Below are 13,164 nucleotides of genomic sequence, written 5' to 3'. Positions count from 1 at the left end.
ATCAATCTTGTTTTTCGGGCTGCACCCAGTATTTCTCGCATTCCTGGCAGGCGGCCTGGACCATTTCTTCAGTAATCAGAATTTCCTGCCCGTTTCTGTCGAGAATCGCGCCACCCAGTTGCAGTTCGGGTTGAGGGCGGAACACGGGTTCTTGATTGCTGCTGCTTTGCAAGCTCATGGGCTGTCTCCTCATCATGTAAGAGCGCGTCAATAGTAATCACGCCGGCATGACCGCGCCGTGACAGCATTCCTTGACTGACGACGGTGCGCGGAGTTCAGCGAAAGCTGACGAGCGTGTGCGAGAAGGGAGGTGTAGGCTCTGCGGCTGATTCGTCTCGTGAGTGTCCTCCATGGCTTCAGTGTTCTCAGGCCGTCAGCGGCATGCCATTCGCCTTGCCCTGCGCATGATCGCGCCGTACCGCAAGCAGGCCATCGGCGCGTTGCTTGCACTGGTGGTCACCGCGGCCATCACGCTGTCGATGGGGCAAGGCATCCGGCTGATGGTCGATCAGGGTTTCATGACCCGTTCGCCGACGCTGCTCAACGAAACCATCGGCCTGTTCATGGGGTTGGTGGTCGCCCTCGCCATCGGCACCTTCGCGCGCTTTTATCTGGTGTCGTGGATTGGCGAACGGGTGGTCGCCGATCTGCGCAAGCAGGTGTTCGACCATCTGGTCAGCCTGCACCCCGGCTTCTACGAGAACAATCGCAGCTCGGAAATCCAGTCGCGGCTGACCGCCGACACCACGTTGCTGCAGTCGGTGATCGGTTCGTCGCTGTCGATGTTCCTGCGCAACGCGCTGATGGTCATTGGCGGGATCATCCTGCTCTTTTTCACCAATCCCAAGCTCACCAGCATTGTCGTGGTTGCACTGCCGCTGGTGATCGCGCCGATCCTGATTTTCGGGCGCCGCGTGCGCAGCCTGTCGCGGGAGAGCCAGGACCGGGTGGCGGACGTCGGCAGCTACGTGTCCGAGGCCCTGGGGCAGATCAAAACCGTTCAGGCCTACAACCATCAGCAGCAGGATCGGCAGCGTTTCGCGCAGACCGCCGAAGACGCGTTCGAGACGGCGCGTAAGCGGATTCTGCAACGCTCGTGGCTGATTACCCTGGTGATCGTGCTGGTGCTGGGCGCGGTGGGTGTGATGCTGTGGGTCGGCGGCATGGATGTGATTGCCGGCCGCATCTCCGGCGGCGAGTTGGCGGCGTTCGTGTTCTATAGCCTGATCGTCGGTAGCGCGTTCGGCACCCTCAGCGAGGTCATCGGCGAAATGCAACGGGCGGCGGGTGCGGCAGAGCGCATCACCGAATTGCTGCAGGCGCGCAGCGAAATCACTGCGCCCGCGAGCGATCTGCTCACGCTGCCCACGCGTATCAGCGGCCGCCTGGCGCTGGAAAACCTGAGTTTCGCCTATCCTTCAAGGCCGGAGCGCAATGCCGTGGACGGCTTGAGCCTGACCGTCGAAGCAGGGGAAACCCTGGCCCTGGTCGGGCCTTCCGGCGCGGGCAAGTCGACGCTGTTCGACCTGCTGCTGCGCTTCTATGACCCGCAACAGGGGCGCGTGCTGATTGAAGGCATGCCTGCCGAACGCCTTGATACGCTGGATCTGCGCCGTTGCTTCGCCTGGGTGTCACAGACCCCTGCGCTGTTTTTCGGCTCGGTGGAGGACAACATTCGCTACGGCAACCCGGCCGCCAGCGTCGAGCAGGTGGAAGCGGCAGCACGGACTGCCCATGCCCATGAATTCATTCAGCTGCTGCCCCAGGGTTATCAGACCCATCTGGGTGATGGCGGCATGGGCCTGTCGGGCGGGCAGCGTCAACGGCTCGCGATTGCCCGGGCCCTGCTGGCCGATGCGCCGATTCTGTTGCTCGACGAAGCCACCAGCGCACTGGATGCCCAGAGTGAATACTTGATTCAGCAGGCGTTGCCGACGTTGATGAAGGGCCGCACGACCCTGGTGATCGCCCACCGATTGGCGACGGTGCAGAACGCGGACCGGATTGCGGTCATGGATCAGGGGAAATTGGTGGCGGTGGGAACCCATCGGGAGCTGATTGCCAGCAACCCGCTGTACGCGCGGCTGGCAGCGTTGCAGTTCAACGCCGGCGTGGAGCAGGCCGGGTGAATGCCGACCTGCATCTGCGCTTCAGTCTTTGCGGTATTCGCAGAGGTAAGCGGTTTCTTCGGTCGCCTCGACATCGAATTTGACGTTCGCCGGGATCTTGAAATCCGTGCCGGCCTTGAAGGTCTCCCAATCATTGGCGCCCGGCAGCAGGACCTTCAACTCGCCTGAAATCACGTGCATGATTTCGCGGTCGCCGGTGCCGAAGTTGTATTTTCCTGGAGCCATGACGCCGATGGTCGCGTCGCCTGCTGCTTGCTTGAAGGCGATGGATTTGACGGTACCGTCGAAATACTCGTTGACCTTGAACATGGCTGATCTCCTTGGGAAGGGCTGGAAAAGGCCGGACAGTATGCCGAACGTACAAAAGGCCGTCATCCGCTTTGATAAATGCGTCACGACCTAGCCGGGAATCACCAACGGTAACAGCCGTGCGGTATTGCGCGCGTCCGACAGTGCCCGGTGTTGCTGGCCATTGAAATGCATCCCCGCCAGTTGCAGCGCGGTGTTCAGGCCGCACGGCTTCTGCAGGTGACGGGCTTTGGCAAAGCGTTGTTTCAGGTTGATGTGGGGCAGTGTGGCGAGTTCGCTGGTGAGCTGGTGCTGACGCCAGTCCTGTTGCAGCTGCTGACGGTCATAATCGCCCCAGCTGGACCAGGCGACCAGTCGCTCGCGGTGTTTGGCGATCCAGCGTTCGAACTGTGGCCATACGGCCGGCAGGGTCAGGGCGCTGTCGATGAAGCTCTGCTGAATGTGCGTCAGCTCGCGGCAGAAGGGCGTCAGCAACGGCCGGCGCATGGGCCGTACGTAGCGTTCGAAATGGTCGATTTCGCGCCCGTCCTGATTGACCAGGGACGCACCGATTTCGATGATTTCCATTTCCGCTACCGGCCATCCGCCCTCTTCGGTGGTGGCCTCCAGGTCTATCACCAGCCAGTAGGACATCTCGAACTCCTGTTTCATAACCTGCGGCAGCGCTCTGGAGCGTAGCCACATCACGGCCCTCACGTCCAACTGCCCGGCGCAGATGATCCATGATTGGGACTCGCGGCAGGCAGGAAGGTTTGCGGGGTCAGCGTCTTTTGTAGTGTCTGACTGGCATATGGCCGGGACAGCGCTTGCCTGGCCCACGCGCCTCGGCATAAATTGCAGGCGCATTGGGTCCTCACATAAAGCGCCGCGCGGTCGATAACGCAGAGGACATGGACAGCTTCAGCGGCTTTAGCAGGCCCGGCTTCAGCCGGAAACGGGCCGCAAGAGGCCTCAATGGAAAGGGGGCAGTAAGGCGCAAGGAGGGCGGGAGTTGGAACGACAGGGGCGATTTAGCCTCCGTTTGACCGTTGTCTAATTGATCGCGAACGCATAGCTTACGTACTCCGTTTCGCCTGAGGTGCCTTGTCTTGATGTCCACGCCGATGCGGATGGCTTTTAAAACCCTGCTGTTCACGACCACCACGCTGTGGGCCTGGCAGGCCGGTGCGACGCAGATCGTGCGCATTGGCGCGGCGCATTTCCCGCCGTATACGATTCGTCCCGAACGCGGTGAAGACACCGGTCTCTTGCCGCAGATGATCAGCGCACTGAACGCGATGCAAAACGACTACCGGTTTGAAGCGGTGCCCACTTCCATCCCGCGCCGGTTTCGCGATTTCCAGCAGGCGCGCTTCGACATGGCCATTTTCGAAAACCCCGCCTGGGGCTGGAAAGGCATTCCCCATGAAGATGTCGATATGGGGCTGGAAGACGCCGAGGTGTTTGTCGCCCATCGCTTGCAGGGCAGGACCCAGACGTATTTTGATGAGTTGCACGGCAAGCGCCTTGCGCTGTTCAGCGGCTATCACTACGCGTTCGCCCGTTTCGATGCCGACCCTAAATACCTTGCCGACAACTACAACGCCACGCTGACCTATTCACACGACAGCAATCTGCTGATGGTGCTCCGTGACCGTGCGGATATCGCGCTGGTAACGCGCTCCTACCTGAGCACGTTCATGTCTAACAACCCGCAGGACGCCGACCAGTTTCTGGTCTCGGACCGGGTGGATCAGGTGTATCGGCACTACGCCCTGTTGCGCCCGGATGCACCGATCAGCGGCGAACGCTTCAGCGAACTGCTCAAGAAGCTTCGGGAGAACGGGGAGATGTTCAAGATCTTTCAGCCGTTCCGTATCGCCGTGACGCCACAGTCCACTCATCACGCGGTGGCTCAGGGCGAGGGCGCGACCAGCGATTGACGAAGGCACGTATTACCGCCTGAAGAAGCGCGGCGGGAAATTAGAAGGGCGCGGTGCAGGAGCGCTGGCAACACGCTCCCGCAATGGGATTTGACCGAATCGTCTGGCGCGGGAAACTCAGCGGTCCCGCGCTTCTTTTGCGTCCATCTCGGCATTGCGCTCGTGGACGCGCTTGAGCTGTTCATCGGTCAGGGGCAGTTTCTTCGCTGAATCCTTGAGCATCAGCAGACCGCCGACGATCGAGCCGATTGCAACGACCAGAATTAACCAGGCATACCAGGGCATAACGCTCTCCTTCTTGTGATAAAGCTTGGAGCAGCGACGCTGTCCAGTGGTTCAATTGTAGGAGATGCTCGACGCCTGGCGCGGTCGGGCAGGCATTTACCGATTGCCGGGTCCCGCCCTGGGGGATGTTCGGCTACAATGCGCGCCGATTTCGACTTGCCAGAGAACCCGCTCATGTCCGCCTGCCAGACCCCCATCATCGTCGCCCTGGATTTCCCGACCCGCGAAGCCGCGTTGAATCTGGCTGATCAGCTGGACCCCAGGCTGTGCCGGGTCAAAGTGGGCAAGGAGCTGTTCACCAGCTGCGCATCGGACATCGTCGAAACCCTCAATGCCAAGGGCTTCGAAGTGTTCCTGGACCTCAAATTTCATGACATTCCAAACACCACGGCGATGGCGGTCAAGGCCGCTGCTGAAATGGGCGTGTGGATGGTCAATGTGCACTGCTCAGGCGGCTTGCGCATGATGGCGGCCTGCCGTGACGTGCTGGATCAGCGCACCGGCCCCAAGCCACTGTTGATCGGTGTCACCGTGCTGACCAGCATGGAGCGCGAGGATCTGGCCGGGATCGGTCTGGACATCGAGCCCCAGGAACAAGTCCTGCGTTTGGCAGCGCTGGCTGAAAAAGCCGGGATGGACGGTCTGGTGTGCTCCGCGCTGGAAGCCCAGGCGCTCAAAGCGGCGCATCCGTCACTGCAACTGGTGACGCCGGGCATTCGTCCGGCCGGCAGCGCGGTGGACGATCAGCGTCGGATTCTGACGCCGCGACAGGCGCTGGATGCAGGCTCCGACTATCTGGTTATTGGCCGCCCGATCAGCCAGGCGGCTGATCCGGCGAAAGCGTTGGCTGCGGTGGTGGCAGAGCTGGCGTAAAGCACGCCATCTGCTGCTGGACTCGATCCTGCAGGAGCGCGCTTGCCGCGATCGCGGTATGTCAGCGAAACAAATACCGCCTGACACACCGCGTTCGGCAGTAGCGCGCACCACCGGTTTCGAAATCAGAAACCGCTGCGTTTCAGGATTGAGTCCATGCTTTCCTTGGAGGGCCGACCGTAGAACTTCAGCAATTCCGAAGCCCGGTTGGTGAAGAACCCGTCCACGCCCTGTTCGCTGATCGCCTTGAAATCCACCGCGTCATCCACGGTGTACGGGTGAACGATCATCCCGCGATCATGAGCCATCTTGTTCATCCACGGCTGCACCAGGTCACTGTAGCTCTGGTCCCCGCCGTTCTTCAGCGCTGCCGACGGCCCGGTACCGACGGCGCCGTGGGCTTTGGCCCAATCCATCCAGGTGGCGAATTCTTCTTTGGATTTCACCTGCTGGCTGGCGTAGAAGCTGGCTTTGTCCTTGGCGCCCGAATCCTTGAACGTCTTGCCCGACGCCGTTTCGATGGAGCCGTCACCCAGCCACAGCAGCAGCACTTTCGGCGTGTCGGGCATGCTCTTCTGCAGCAATTCCAGGCTTGGTTTTTCAAAAGTCTGCAGCACCACGCGGCCCGGCATGTGGGCGACGTTGACGTAGCCTTTCTCGGCGGCAGGACGCTGGCTCAGCCAACCACGCTGATCGAGCTTCTTCTTCAAATCCTCTTCAATGCCCGGAAACTGCGCCGGCACCTTGGTTTCGATGTACAGACCGGGCTTGTTCTTGCCGCCTTCGGCGATGTCGATGACTTCGTCCAGCGTCAGAATCTTCAGCCCGGCGTAGGCGGCGCGGGCGCGATCGGGGTAGGCCTTGTTGAACCACGAGCCGGCGTCCAGACGTTTGATTTCTTCCAGCGTAAAAGTATTCAGCGGGTCCTTGGCACGTTGCGGGTAGACCTCCGCGATATTCGTCGTGCGCTCCAGCGTGTTGTCGTGCAGCGCGATGAGCACGCCATCCTTGGTGCGCTGGATGTCCATCTCCAGGTAATCCGCGCCCAGTTCACGGGCCAGCGTGTAGGACGGAACCGTCTCTTCGGGCGCATTGAACGATGCGCCGCGATGAGCAATCACCGCCGGCCACGGCACGCCGATCTTCGCCGCCAGCGCCCGACCCGGTTCCTTGCCGACGTCTGCGGCCGCCATGGCCACGGCGGATGACAACAACACACCGGCAATCGCGGCGCCGCTCAACGTTCTGGATAATCCTTTCAACATGGTTCTGACGTTCCTTTTGTGCAAGTCCGTTCATGGCGCAGCCGTTGCCGCACCCCGTGGCACAACGTTTTTATCGTGACGAAATCAGGTGTCCCAGGGCTCAGACCTTAAACAGCAACCGGTATGGCGGGCAACCGGGATTGTCGTTGCGAGGGGGATTGCTGTCGGTTACAGGCGTTAGCGCGCTGCCAGTTTCCGGGATTTTTATGACATTGAGGTGCCGACGGACGCTAACCGGGGCCTACGTCTCGGCAACTTTTTTGCGCGGTCGCCCGCCTTTCGATCCGTTAGCCTTCGAAGCGGTGGCTTTTGCCGCACTGACGCGCCGCCCGTTCCGCGCCGCGATCAGGCTACCGGCAACGCCCATGAGCGACTCGCTGGCCGAAATCATGCCCGAGATCGACATATGCAAATCGCGATGATCGAGGCAGATGGCCTTGCCGCCGAATCCCAACTCCATCTGCCTGAGCTCGCTGACTGAGAGCTCGCGCAGCTCGGGGTAATTGGCGACAGGGAGGAGGAGGGCTGTCTGGTCGGAAAAACCGATGGCCAAGGCATTTAGCTCACTGAGAAAACGTAATGTTGTCGGCTGAATGTTGGGCGCATTTCGTTTGCGCCCCTGGTCGATGGCCTGGTTAAGAACCCGCTGGGTAACGGGCTGATCATCAAGCTCCTGCGATTTAATAGTCTTCATAACTCAATCTCCAGTGGCTCGACGTGTCCGGCGAGGTACAGCTGCGTTTTGTACGTGTAAGCGTCATAGGTGCCTTTTACGATTTTTGATATCTGCGGCTGATCAAGGTGGTTAGAGACGGCTTCATCAGATCGTGAGCTCCATCCCATATTCTCCAGGCAGAGCGTGCTGCGGCTACGCCACCAGCAGTCCCTTGCCTTGCGCAGGTTATCCCGGCGCTTGATGACGCGACGTAACTCTTCCAGCACACGGACGCATGGCTCGTTTTTTTCGGGAGTAACGTCCCAAAGCTTCACGCCGTTATGCCAGAAACTGAATAAAAACCGCGCGTTCCACCTGCCAGTGCCAACGTGAACATGAGGCGGACAGTGCTTATCTCTAGTAAAAACCGCAATCACGAAGCCTTTATGACTGCACACCCTCATCTTTAACCCATCCGTTAGGTTTTTAGTTTACGCACCGATGATCTGTTTTGCGAAGATCCTGATGGTGCACATTCGTCCAATACGATTAATGGTCCAGCTGGAGCCAACGGAGTTGAACGTGGATCAGCGCAATGAGCCAGAACTCAACAGCAACAAAAGTTGACCGGGGGCCTCAGAGGGGCGTGCACCGTTCCGGCTCAGGATTTTTTTATGGTTGGCAACCCTGCCCAACCGCTCTAACTCGCGCTACTGTCAGCACCAGACATTTCGTGCAGCGGAGCGATGATGAAGACGGTGTTGGTGCTGGTTGAAAGCGTGAATATGTATTTGCCGATTCTGGAAAGCAGCGGCTTTCGCCTGATTCTGGCGCCGACGCCGGCGATGCGTGCGGAGGCGATGGCGAACGGGGGGGAGGAGATTGATGCGGTGTTGACCCGTGGGCCGCTGGGGTTCACCGCCGAGGAAATGGCCGCGCTGCCGAACCTCGGCATCATCTGTGTGATTGGCGCGGGCTATGAGCGCGTTGATCTCGAAGCCGCCGAGGCGCGGGGAATCGTGGTGACCAACGGGGCAGGGGTGAACGCCCCGACGGTGGCGGACCACGCGATGGCCTTGCTGCTGGCGGCGGTCCGCGACATTCCCCAGGCCGACGCTTCGGTGCGCCGCAACGAATGGCGCAAGGTCACACGGCCTTCGTTCGCCGGCAAACGCCTGGGCATTCTCGGTCTGGGCTCGGTCGGGATGGCCATCGCCAAACGCGCGCTGGGGTTCGACATGGTCATCCACTATCACAGCCGCTCACCCCGCGCGGGCGTGGACTTCAACTACTGCGCGACGCCGCTGGCGCTGGCCGAAGCGTCGGACTTTCTGGTGGTGGCAACGCCGGGCGGCGGTTCAACGCGGCACCTGATCGACAAGGCCGTCATCGAGGCGTTGGGCGCCGAGGGCTTCATCGTCAACATCGCCCGGGCCAGTGTCGTCGATACCGATGCGCTGATCGACGCGCTTCAGCACGGCCGCCTGGCCGGGGCGGCGCTGGACGTATTCGACGACGAGCCCCACGTCCCCGATGCCCTGAAAGCCTTGAACAACGTGGTCCTCACGGCGCACCTGGCGGGATTGTCGCCGGAAGCATCCCGCGACACCGTGCAAAGGGTCGCCGACAACCTGCTGGCGTTTTACGCGGGCCAGCCGGTGCTGACGCCTGTTCACAGCTGATACGCGGTGGGTGCGGCGATATCGACCGCAGAACGCTCTCTGACAACAAAGGAATCGCCCATGTCTTCATCTTCTGTATTGAAAGTCGCTCTGGTCACGGGCGCCGGCAGCGGCATTGGCCGTGCCGTGGCGCTGCAATGGCTGGCTGACGGCTTTGCCGTGGTGCTGGCCGGTCGCCGGCCTGAACCCTTGCAGGCGCTGGTCGAACAGGCCGAGGCTGCCGGGCAGCGGGCGCTGGCGGTGCCGACCGACGTACGCGACCCGGCCAGCGTTGAGGCGCTGTTTGCGACCATTGAAAGCACGTTCGGGCGACTGGACGTTTCGTTCAATAACGCTGGCATCGGCGCACCGGCAGTGCCGATGGATGAGCTGTCGGTGGAGCAGTGGAAGAACGTCATCGACACCAACGTCACCGGGATGTTTTTGTGCGTGCGCGGAGCGTTTGGCCTGATGCGGCGTCAGGTGCCCCAAGGCGGCCGGATCATCAACAACGGCTCGATTTCGGCGCACACGCCACGGCTGTTCAGCTCGCCTTATACCTCCAGCAAACACGCCGTGCTGGGCCTGACCAAAAGTACGGCGCTGGACGGTCGGCAGTTCAATATCGCCTGCGGTCAGATCGACATCGGCAATGCCCTCACAGAAATGACCGATCGCATGACCAAAGGCGTGTTGCAGCCCAACGGCGATCTGCAGGTCGAGCCGACAATGAACGTGCAGCATGTGGCCGAAGCGGTGAGTTACATGGCCGGGCTGCCGCTCTCGGCCAACGTACTGAACATGACTGTCATGGCCAGCAGCATGCCTTTTGTGGGACGTGGCTGATTGACCGGGGCGGCTCGTTGCGTTGAGTTGCGTTGTTTTGTCCAAAAGCTGGCGGGATCCGTCCAACCCGGCTGAAGGATCAATCGCCATACTCAATCCATACCGAGCCACCTTCAATCGAGGACACTGCCATGACCGAGTTCGTTATCGCCCCCGTTGCCACGCCGTCCCTGGCTGTCGCCGGGACGTCTAGCCGCTTTCCGATTCGTCGGGTTTTCTGCGTGGGCCGCAATTACTCCGATCACGCCCGGGAAATGGGCCACGACCCTGACCGCGAGCCGCCGTTCTTTTTCATGAAGCCGGCCGATGCCGTGGTGCCCGCCGAAGGCCAGATTGCCTACCCGCCGCTCACCGAGGACTTGCATCACGAGATTGAACTGGTCGTGGCGATCGGCAAGGACGGCGTGAACATCGACCCGCAGGACGCCCTGACCCACGTCTGGGGCTATGGCGTCGGTCTGGACCTCACGCGCCGCGACTTGCAGGCGCAGGCCAAGAAAATGGGCCGGCCGTGGGAATGGGCCAAAGCCTTCGACGCCTCCGCGCCCGCCACACCGTTGCGCCCGGTCAGCGAGATCGGCCATCCGGAAGCCGGCGCGATCTGGCTCGACGTCAATGGCGAAGGCCGCCAGCGTGGCGATCTGTCTGACCAGATCTGGGCTGTCCGGGACGTGATCGCGTACCTGTCGCAATCGGTTGGGGTGAAGTCTGGGGACCTGATCTATACCGGCACGCCAGCCGGGGTGGGTGCGTTGCAGCGCGGCGATGTGGTCACCGCCGGGATCGAAGGGATTGCCGAACTGAGGGTGACGATTGGCTGACCTCATGTTGACGCCCGCCTGAGAATCGTTTGGTTCGGCTGCCGCCGTTGCCCTACCATGGGGCAGTCCGAACCGGCGATTTCAGGTGTTTCAGCGATGGCCTATCCCTCCCGCATCCAGACCTATGGCATGCATCAGCGCAGCGACCGCATGGATTTCTACATCCGTGACAAGTCCGCCCGACCCGCGCTGACCGCGCCCCACCGCCATGAATATTTCCAGATCCAGATCAACCTCGGCGGCGACACCGTGCAGCACATCGGTGGCGCGGTCAGGCCGTTTCCGCGCAACACACTGGCATTCATCCTGCCCCATCGCCTGCACGTGATTCCGCACCCGGAAGACGGCAACTTTGTGCTGATCAACTTTTCTCAGGAATTTCTCCTGCAGCATCTGCAGTGCGATCCGATGGACCTTGAAGATGTGCCTGTGGCCGAGGCGCCCGAGCTGGCGCCGTTCCGGTTTCAGGAGCATCTGGATTTCACCCTCGATGACGCTGACTTCGCCGAGGTGACCGCGCTGTTGAGGCAGATGCGCGACATGGACCGCGCCAGGCAGTTGGGCTCCGGCGCGATCCTGCGCGGTTGCCTGCTCCAACTGATCGGCACGGTGTGCAATCGCTACGAAGCGCAATTGCTGGCGCTGTCGGCGAACAAGGCCGAGCGGCGTGGACGGCGCGATGCGATGGGCCGGGTGATCGACTACATCCGCGCGCACATCGCCGATCCGGCCATGACCCTCACCGATGCTGCGGCGGCGGCTTTTCTGTCGCCCAATTACCTGACCCACCTGCTGCGCAAGGAAACCGGCAACAGCTTTTCCGAACTGGTCCTGGAGCGGCGCATGCGGCTGGCGCGCACGCATTTGATGAACAGCAGCAAACCCTTGAGCCACATCGCCGAGATCTGCGGGTTTACCGATGAAGCCTATTTTTCACGGCGCTTTCGCAAAGCCCACGGCATGCCGCCGGGGCAGTTTCGTCGGGAGCAGCGGGGTGGTTGAGGAGGTAAGGATTCGCTGCCCAGAGCCTGCGAGCGCCGGGTAGTGTGGGTCGTACGTCAAACCCGTAGGAGCCGGCTTGCTGGCGAACGCGATTTGCCTGTGAAATATCCCGCGACTGACCGGCCGCTTTCGCCAGCAAGCCGGCTCCCACAGAGATACTGCGTGATGATCGTTCCCACGCTCCACGTGGTAAGGCAGCCCCAGACGCTCTGCGTCGATCATGCATGAGGAGGTGACGCGGAGCGTCACGCGATGCATTCCCACGCGGAGCGTGGGAACGATCAAGTGTCGTGAACACTGCGTGCTTTGAGTGGGACCGGCTTCAGCCGGGAAGGCGTCGGAACAGCTGGCATCGATCCGGCGCCGTCCGCCTACAGCTCAACGCGACCCCTGTAGGAGCGCGCTTGCCCGCGAAGACCTAGTGTCAGACGGTGGAGATGCGTCGGATGGGCGGGCCTCTTCGCGGGCAAGCGCGCTCCTACAGTTTAAGTAGCGGCGTAGCCGATGCCTTCAACTACAGCTCAATCGCCTTGGTCAGCTCGCTGAACAACGCCGACACCGACCGCAGCGCCCGGCAATCCGGGCGCGTCAGCAGCCACAGCCCGGTGTCATGCCCCTCGAGCGGCTCGCTTATGGGATGAACCTCGCTGTCCCGAACCATGAAATCCGGCAGCGCTGCCACACCCATGCCTGCGCGCACCAGTTGCGCCACGGCCAGCATGGAGCTGCAGCGGTAGGCGAGGTTCACGCCGGGCAGATGCTGCCGGCGCCACATCACGGTCGGGTGATCGGGAAGGAAATCGTCGGGGGCGATCCAGGCCATGTCTTCGAGGGCCAGATCACCGCCGCGCCGCACGTAGGCTTCGCTTGAACAGACCCGATACGCAACCGTGCCCAGGCGAGTGCCAACCAGATGCTCGGGCGGCGTGTTGGTCAGACGCAGGGCAATGTCGGCGTCGCGGCGGCTCAGGTTGGCAAAGGTGCTGGAGGTGTTCAGTTCCAGGCGCAGGCCCGGGTAGTCCGGCATGAAGCGGCTCAAGGCGGGGAGCAGCAGGCTTTGCAAAACGGCTTCTGTGCAGGTCAGGCGCACGGTGCCGCTGACAATTTGCCTGCCCTGCTCGAGGCTCAATTGCGCGAGGGCCAAGGAGTTCTCGGCACTCTCGGCCTGCTGAGCGAGCGCCAACGCTGCGCTGGTCGGTACGTAGCCGGCGCGGCTCTTGTCGAAGAGCGCCGTGCCCACCGCCTTCTCCATTCGACGCACCGCGCGGAACACCGTCGAGACATCGACCTTCAGCAGTTCAGCGGCCTTGGCCAGCGTCCGCCCCCGCACCAGGGCGAGGATGAGGGTCAGGTCGGCATGATTGATTCGATAGTGCGCAGCTGCATTGATCACTTG

Annotated in this window: 15 protein-coding genes; 7 read left to right on the top strand and 8 right to left on the bottom strand. The window is 61.6% G+C overall.

The genetic code is table 11. The annotated features are described in order from the left end of the window. Position 1: 1 nt before the first annotated feature. On the bottom strand, positions 2-178 hold the full coding sequence (locus tag ACQKEN_RS18820; protein ID WP_166650608.1) for a PA1571 family protein: 177 nt from the start codon (positions 176-178) through the stop codon (positions 2-4). Between the two features lie 172 nt (positions 179-350). Here ACQKEN_RS18820 and ACQKEN_RS18815 point away from each other — a divergent pair, with 172 nt between their 5' ends. Next, entirely contained in the window at positions 351-2,129 is a 1,779-nt protein-coding gene (locus tag ACQKEN_RS18815; protein WP_427687816.1) for an ABC transporter transmembrane domain-containing protein, read from the top strand. 21 nt (positions 2,130-2,150) lie between these two features. On the opposite strand, the gene ACQKEN_RS18810 is transcribed toward ACQKEN_RS18815, so the two are convergent. Beyond that, on the bottom strand, positions 2,151-2,438 hold the full coding sequence (locus ACQKEN_RS18810; RefSeq protein WP_065986230.1) for a pyrimidine/purine nucleoside phosphorylase: 288 nt from the start codon (positions 2,436-2,438) through the stop codon (positions 2,151-2,153). A gap of 90 nt (positions 2,439-2,528) precedes the next feature. After that, positions 2,529-3,071 carry an exonuclease domain-containing protein gene (locus ACQKEN_RS18805; protein ID WP_427687814.1) on the bottom strand — a complete coding sequence of 181 codons (543 nt, stop codon included), beginning with the start codon at positions 3,069-3,071 and terminating at the stop codon, positions 2,529-2,531. Positions 3,072-3,529: 458 nt separating this feature from the next. Here ACQKEN_RS18805 and ACQKEN_RS18800 point away from each other — a divergent pair, with 458 nt between their 5' ends. After that, positions 3,530-4,360: a substrate-binding periplasmic protein gene (locus tag ACQKEN_RS18800; RefSeq protein ID WP_427687812.1), complete on the top strand. Its 831-nt coding sequence runs from the start codon at positions 3,530-3,532 to the stop codon at positions 4,358-4,360. A gap of 117 nt (positions 4,361-4,477) precedes the next feature. Here the strand turns inward: ACQKEN_RS18800 and ACQKEN_RS18795 are convergent, their stop codons facing one another. Further along, positions 4,478-4,645, bottom strand: coding sequence for a DUF2897 family protein (locus tag ACQKEN_RS18795; RefSeq protein ID WP_065986232.1), 168 nt, complete (start codon positions 4,643-4,645; stop codon positions 4,478-4,480). 174 nt (positions 4,646-4,819) lie between these two features. Between ACQKEN_RS18795 and pyrF the strand changes: the two genes are divergently transcribed. Continuing rightward, the gene (gene pyrF, locus ACQKEN_RS18790; RefSeq protein ID WP_427687810.1) at positions 4,820-5,518 is read left to right on the top strand and encodes an orotidine-5'-phosphate decarboxylase; all 699 of its coding nucleotides are present in this window, start codon (positions 4,820-4,822) and stop codon (positions 5,516-5,518) included. Positions 5,519-5,643: 125 nt separating this feature from the next. Here pyrF and ACQKEN_RS18785 read toward each other — a convergent pair whose 3' ends face one another. The 3 genes from ACQKEN_RS18785 to ACQKEN_RS18775 all read right to left on the bottom strand — a co-directional run bounded on the left by ACQKEN_RS18785 (position 5,644) and on the right by ACQKEN_RS18775 (position 7,773). Next, on the bottom strand, positions 5,644-6,783 hold the full coding sequence (locus tag ACQKEN_RS18785; protein WP_427687808.1) for a glycerophosphodiester phosphodiesterase: 1,140 nt from the start codon (positions 6,781-6,783) through the stop codon (positions 5,644-5,646). A gap of 241 nt (positions 6,784-7,024) precedes the next feature. Next, on the bottom strand, positions 7,025-7,477 hold the full coding sequence (locus tag ACQKEN_RS18780; RefSeq protein ID WP_427687806.1) for a DUF2442 domain-containing protein: 453 nt from the start codon (positions 7,475-7,477) through the stop codon (positions 7,025-7,027). Beyond that, positions 7,474-7,773: a hypothetical protein gene (locus ACQKEN_RS18775; protein ID WP_427687804.1), complete on the bottom strand. Its 300-nt coding sequence runs from the start codon at positions 7,771-7,773 to the stop codon at positions 7,474-7,476. The genes ACQKEN_RS18780 and ACQKEN_RS18775 overlap by 4 nt, the downstream gene beginning before the upstream one ends. 414 nt (positions 7,774-8,187) lie before the next feature. On the opposite strand from ACQKEN_RS18775, the gene ACQKEN_RS18770 reads away from it, so the two are divergent. The 4 genes from ACQKEN_RS18770 (at position 8,188) to ACQKEN_RS18755 (ending at position 11,768) form a co-directional block, all read left to right on the top strand. Continuing rightward, positions 8,188-9,120, top strand: coding sequence for a 2-hydroxyacid dehydrogenase (locus ACQKEN_RS18770; protein WP_427687802.1), 933 nt, complete (start codon positions 8,188-8,190; stop codon positions 9,118-9,120). Between the two features lie 60 nt (positions 9,121-9,180). Further along, positions 9,181-9,945, top strand: a complete 765-nt coding sequence (locus tag ACQKEN_RS18765) for an SDR family oxidoreductase (RefSeq protein WP_427687800.1) — start codon at positions 9,181-9,183, stop codon at positions 9,943-9,945. Positions 9,946-10,076: 131 nt separating this feature from the next. Continuing rightward, the gene (locus ACQKEN_RS18760; protein ID WP_427687798.1) at positions 10,077-10,766 is read left to right on the top strand and encodes a fumarylacetoacetate hydrolase family protein; all 690 of its coding nucleotides are present in this window, start codon (positions 10,077-10,079) and stop codon (positions 10,764-10,766) included. Between the two features lie 96 nt (positions 10,767-10,862). Continuing rightward, positions 10,863-11,768: an AraC family transcriptional regulator gene (locus ACQKEN_RS18755; protein WP_427687797.1), complete on the top strand. Its 906-nt coding sequence runs from the start codon at positions 10,863-10,865 to the stop codon at positions 11,766-11,768. A gap of 514 nt (positions 11,769-12,282) precedes the next feature. Here ACQKEN_RS18755 and ACQKEN_RS18750 read toward each other — a convergent pair. After that, a complete protein-coding gene (locus tag ACQKEN_RS18750) occupies positions 12,283-13,161 on the bottom strand; it encodes a LysR family transcriptional regulator (RefSeq protein WP_427687795.1) in 879 nt (292 codons plus the stop codon). Positions 13,162-13,164: the final 3 nt, after the last annotated feature.

Origin of the sequence: Pseudomonas sp. NPDC078416, from assembly GCF_050268485.1 — a bacterium.
GTDB lineage: Bacteria > Pseudomonadota > Gammaproteobacteria > Pseudomonadales > Pseudomonadaceae > Aquipseudomonas.
The sequence above is the reverse complement of the archived record's forward strand: the minus strand, read 5'-3'. Positions and strand labels throughout refer to the sequence as shown.

Coding starts and splice junctions, on each gene's coding strand:
- ACQKEN_RS18800 (WP_427687812.1), top strand. CDS start 3,530: ATGTCCACGCCGATGCGGATGGCTTTTAAAACCCTGCTGTTCACGACC.
- ACQKEN_RS18795 (WP_065986232.1), bottom strand. CDS start 4,645: ATGCCCTGGTATGCCTGGTTAATTCTGGTCGTTGCAATCGGCTCGATC.
- ACQKEN_RS18755 (WP_427687797.1), top strand. CDS start 10,863: ATGGCCTATCCCTCCCGCATCCAGACCTATGGCATGCATCAGCGCAGC.
- pyrF (WP_427687810.1), top strand. CDS start 4,820: ATGTCCGCCTGCCAGACCCCCATCATCGTCGCCCTGGATTTCCCGACC.
- ACQKEN_RS18785 (WP_427687808.1), bottom strand. CDS start 6,783: ATGTTGAAAGGATTATCCAGAACGTTGAGCGGCGCCGCGATTGCCGGT.
- ACQKEN_RS18770 (WP_427687802.1), top strand. CDS start 8,188: ATGAAGACGGTGTTGGTGCTGGTTGAAAGCGTGAATATGTATTTGCCG.
- ACQKEN_RS18760 (WP_427687798.1), top strand. CDS start 10,077: ATGACCGAGTTCGTTATCGCCCCCGTTGCCACGCCGTCCCTGGCTGTC.
- ACQKEN_RS18780 (WP_427687806.1), bottom strand. CDS start 7,477: ATGAAGACTATTAAATCGCAGGAGCTTGATGATCAGCCCGTTACCCAG.
- ACQKEN_RS18820 (WP_166650608.1), bottom strand. CDS start 178: ATGAGCTTGCAAAGCAGCAGCAATCAAGAACCCGTGTTCCGCCCTCAA.
- ACQKEN_RS18810 (WP_065986230.1), bottom strand. CDS start 2,438: ATGTTCAAGGTCAACGAGTATTTCGACGGTACCGTCAAATCCATCGCC.
- ACQKEN_RS18765 (WP_427687800.1), top strand. CDS start 9,181: ATGTCTTCATCTTCTGTATTGAAAGTCGCTCTGGTCACGGGCGCCGGC.
- ACQKEN_RS18805 (WP_427687814.1), bottom strand. CDS start 3,071: ATGTCCTACTGGCTGGTGATAGACCTGGAGGCCACCACCGAAGAGGGC.
- ACQKEN_RS18815 (WP_427687816.1), top strand. CDS start 351: ATGGCTTCAGTGTTCTCAGGCCGTCAGCGGCATGCCATTCGCCTTGCC.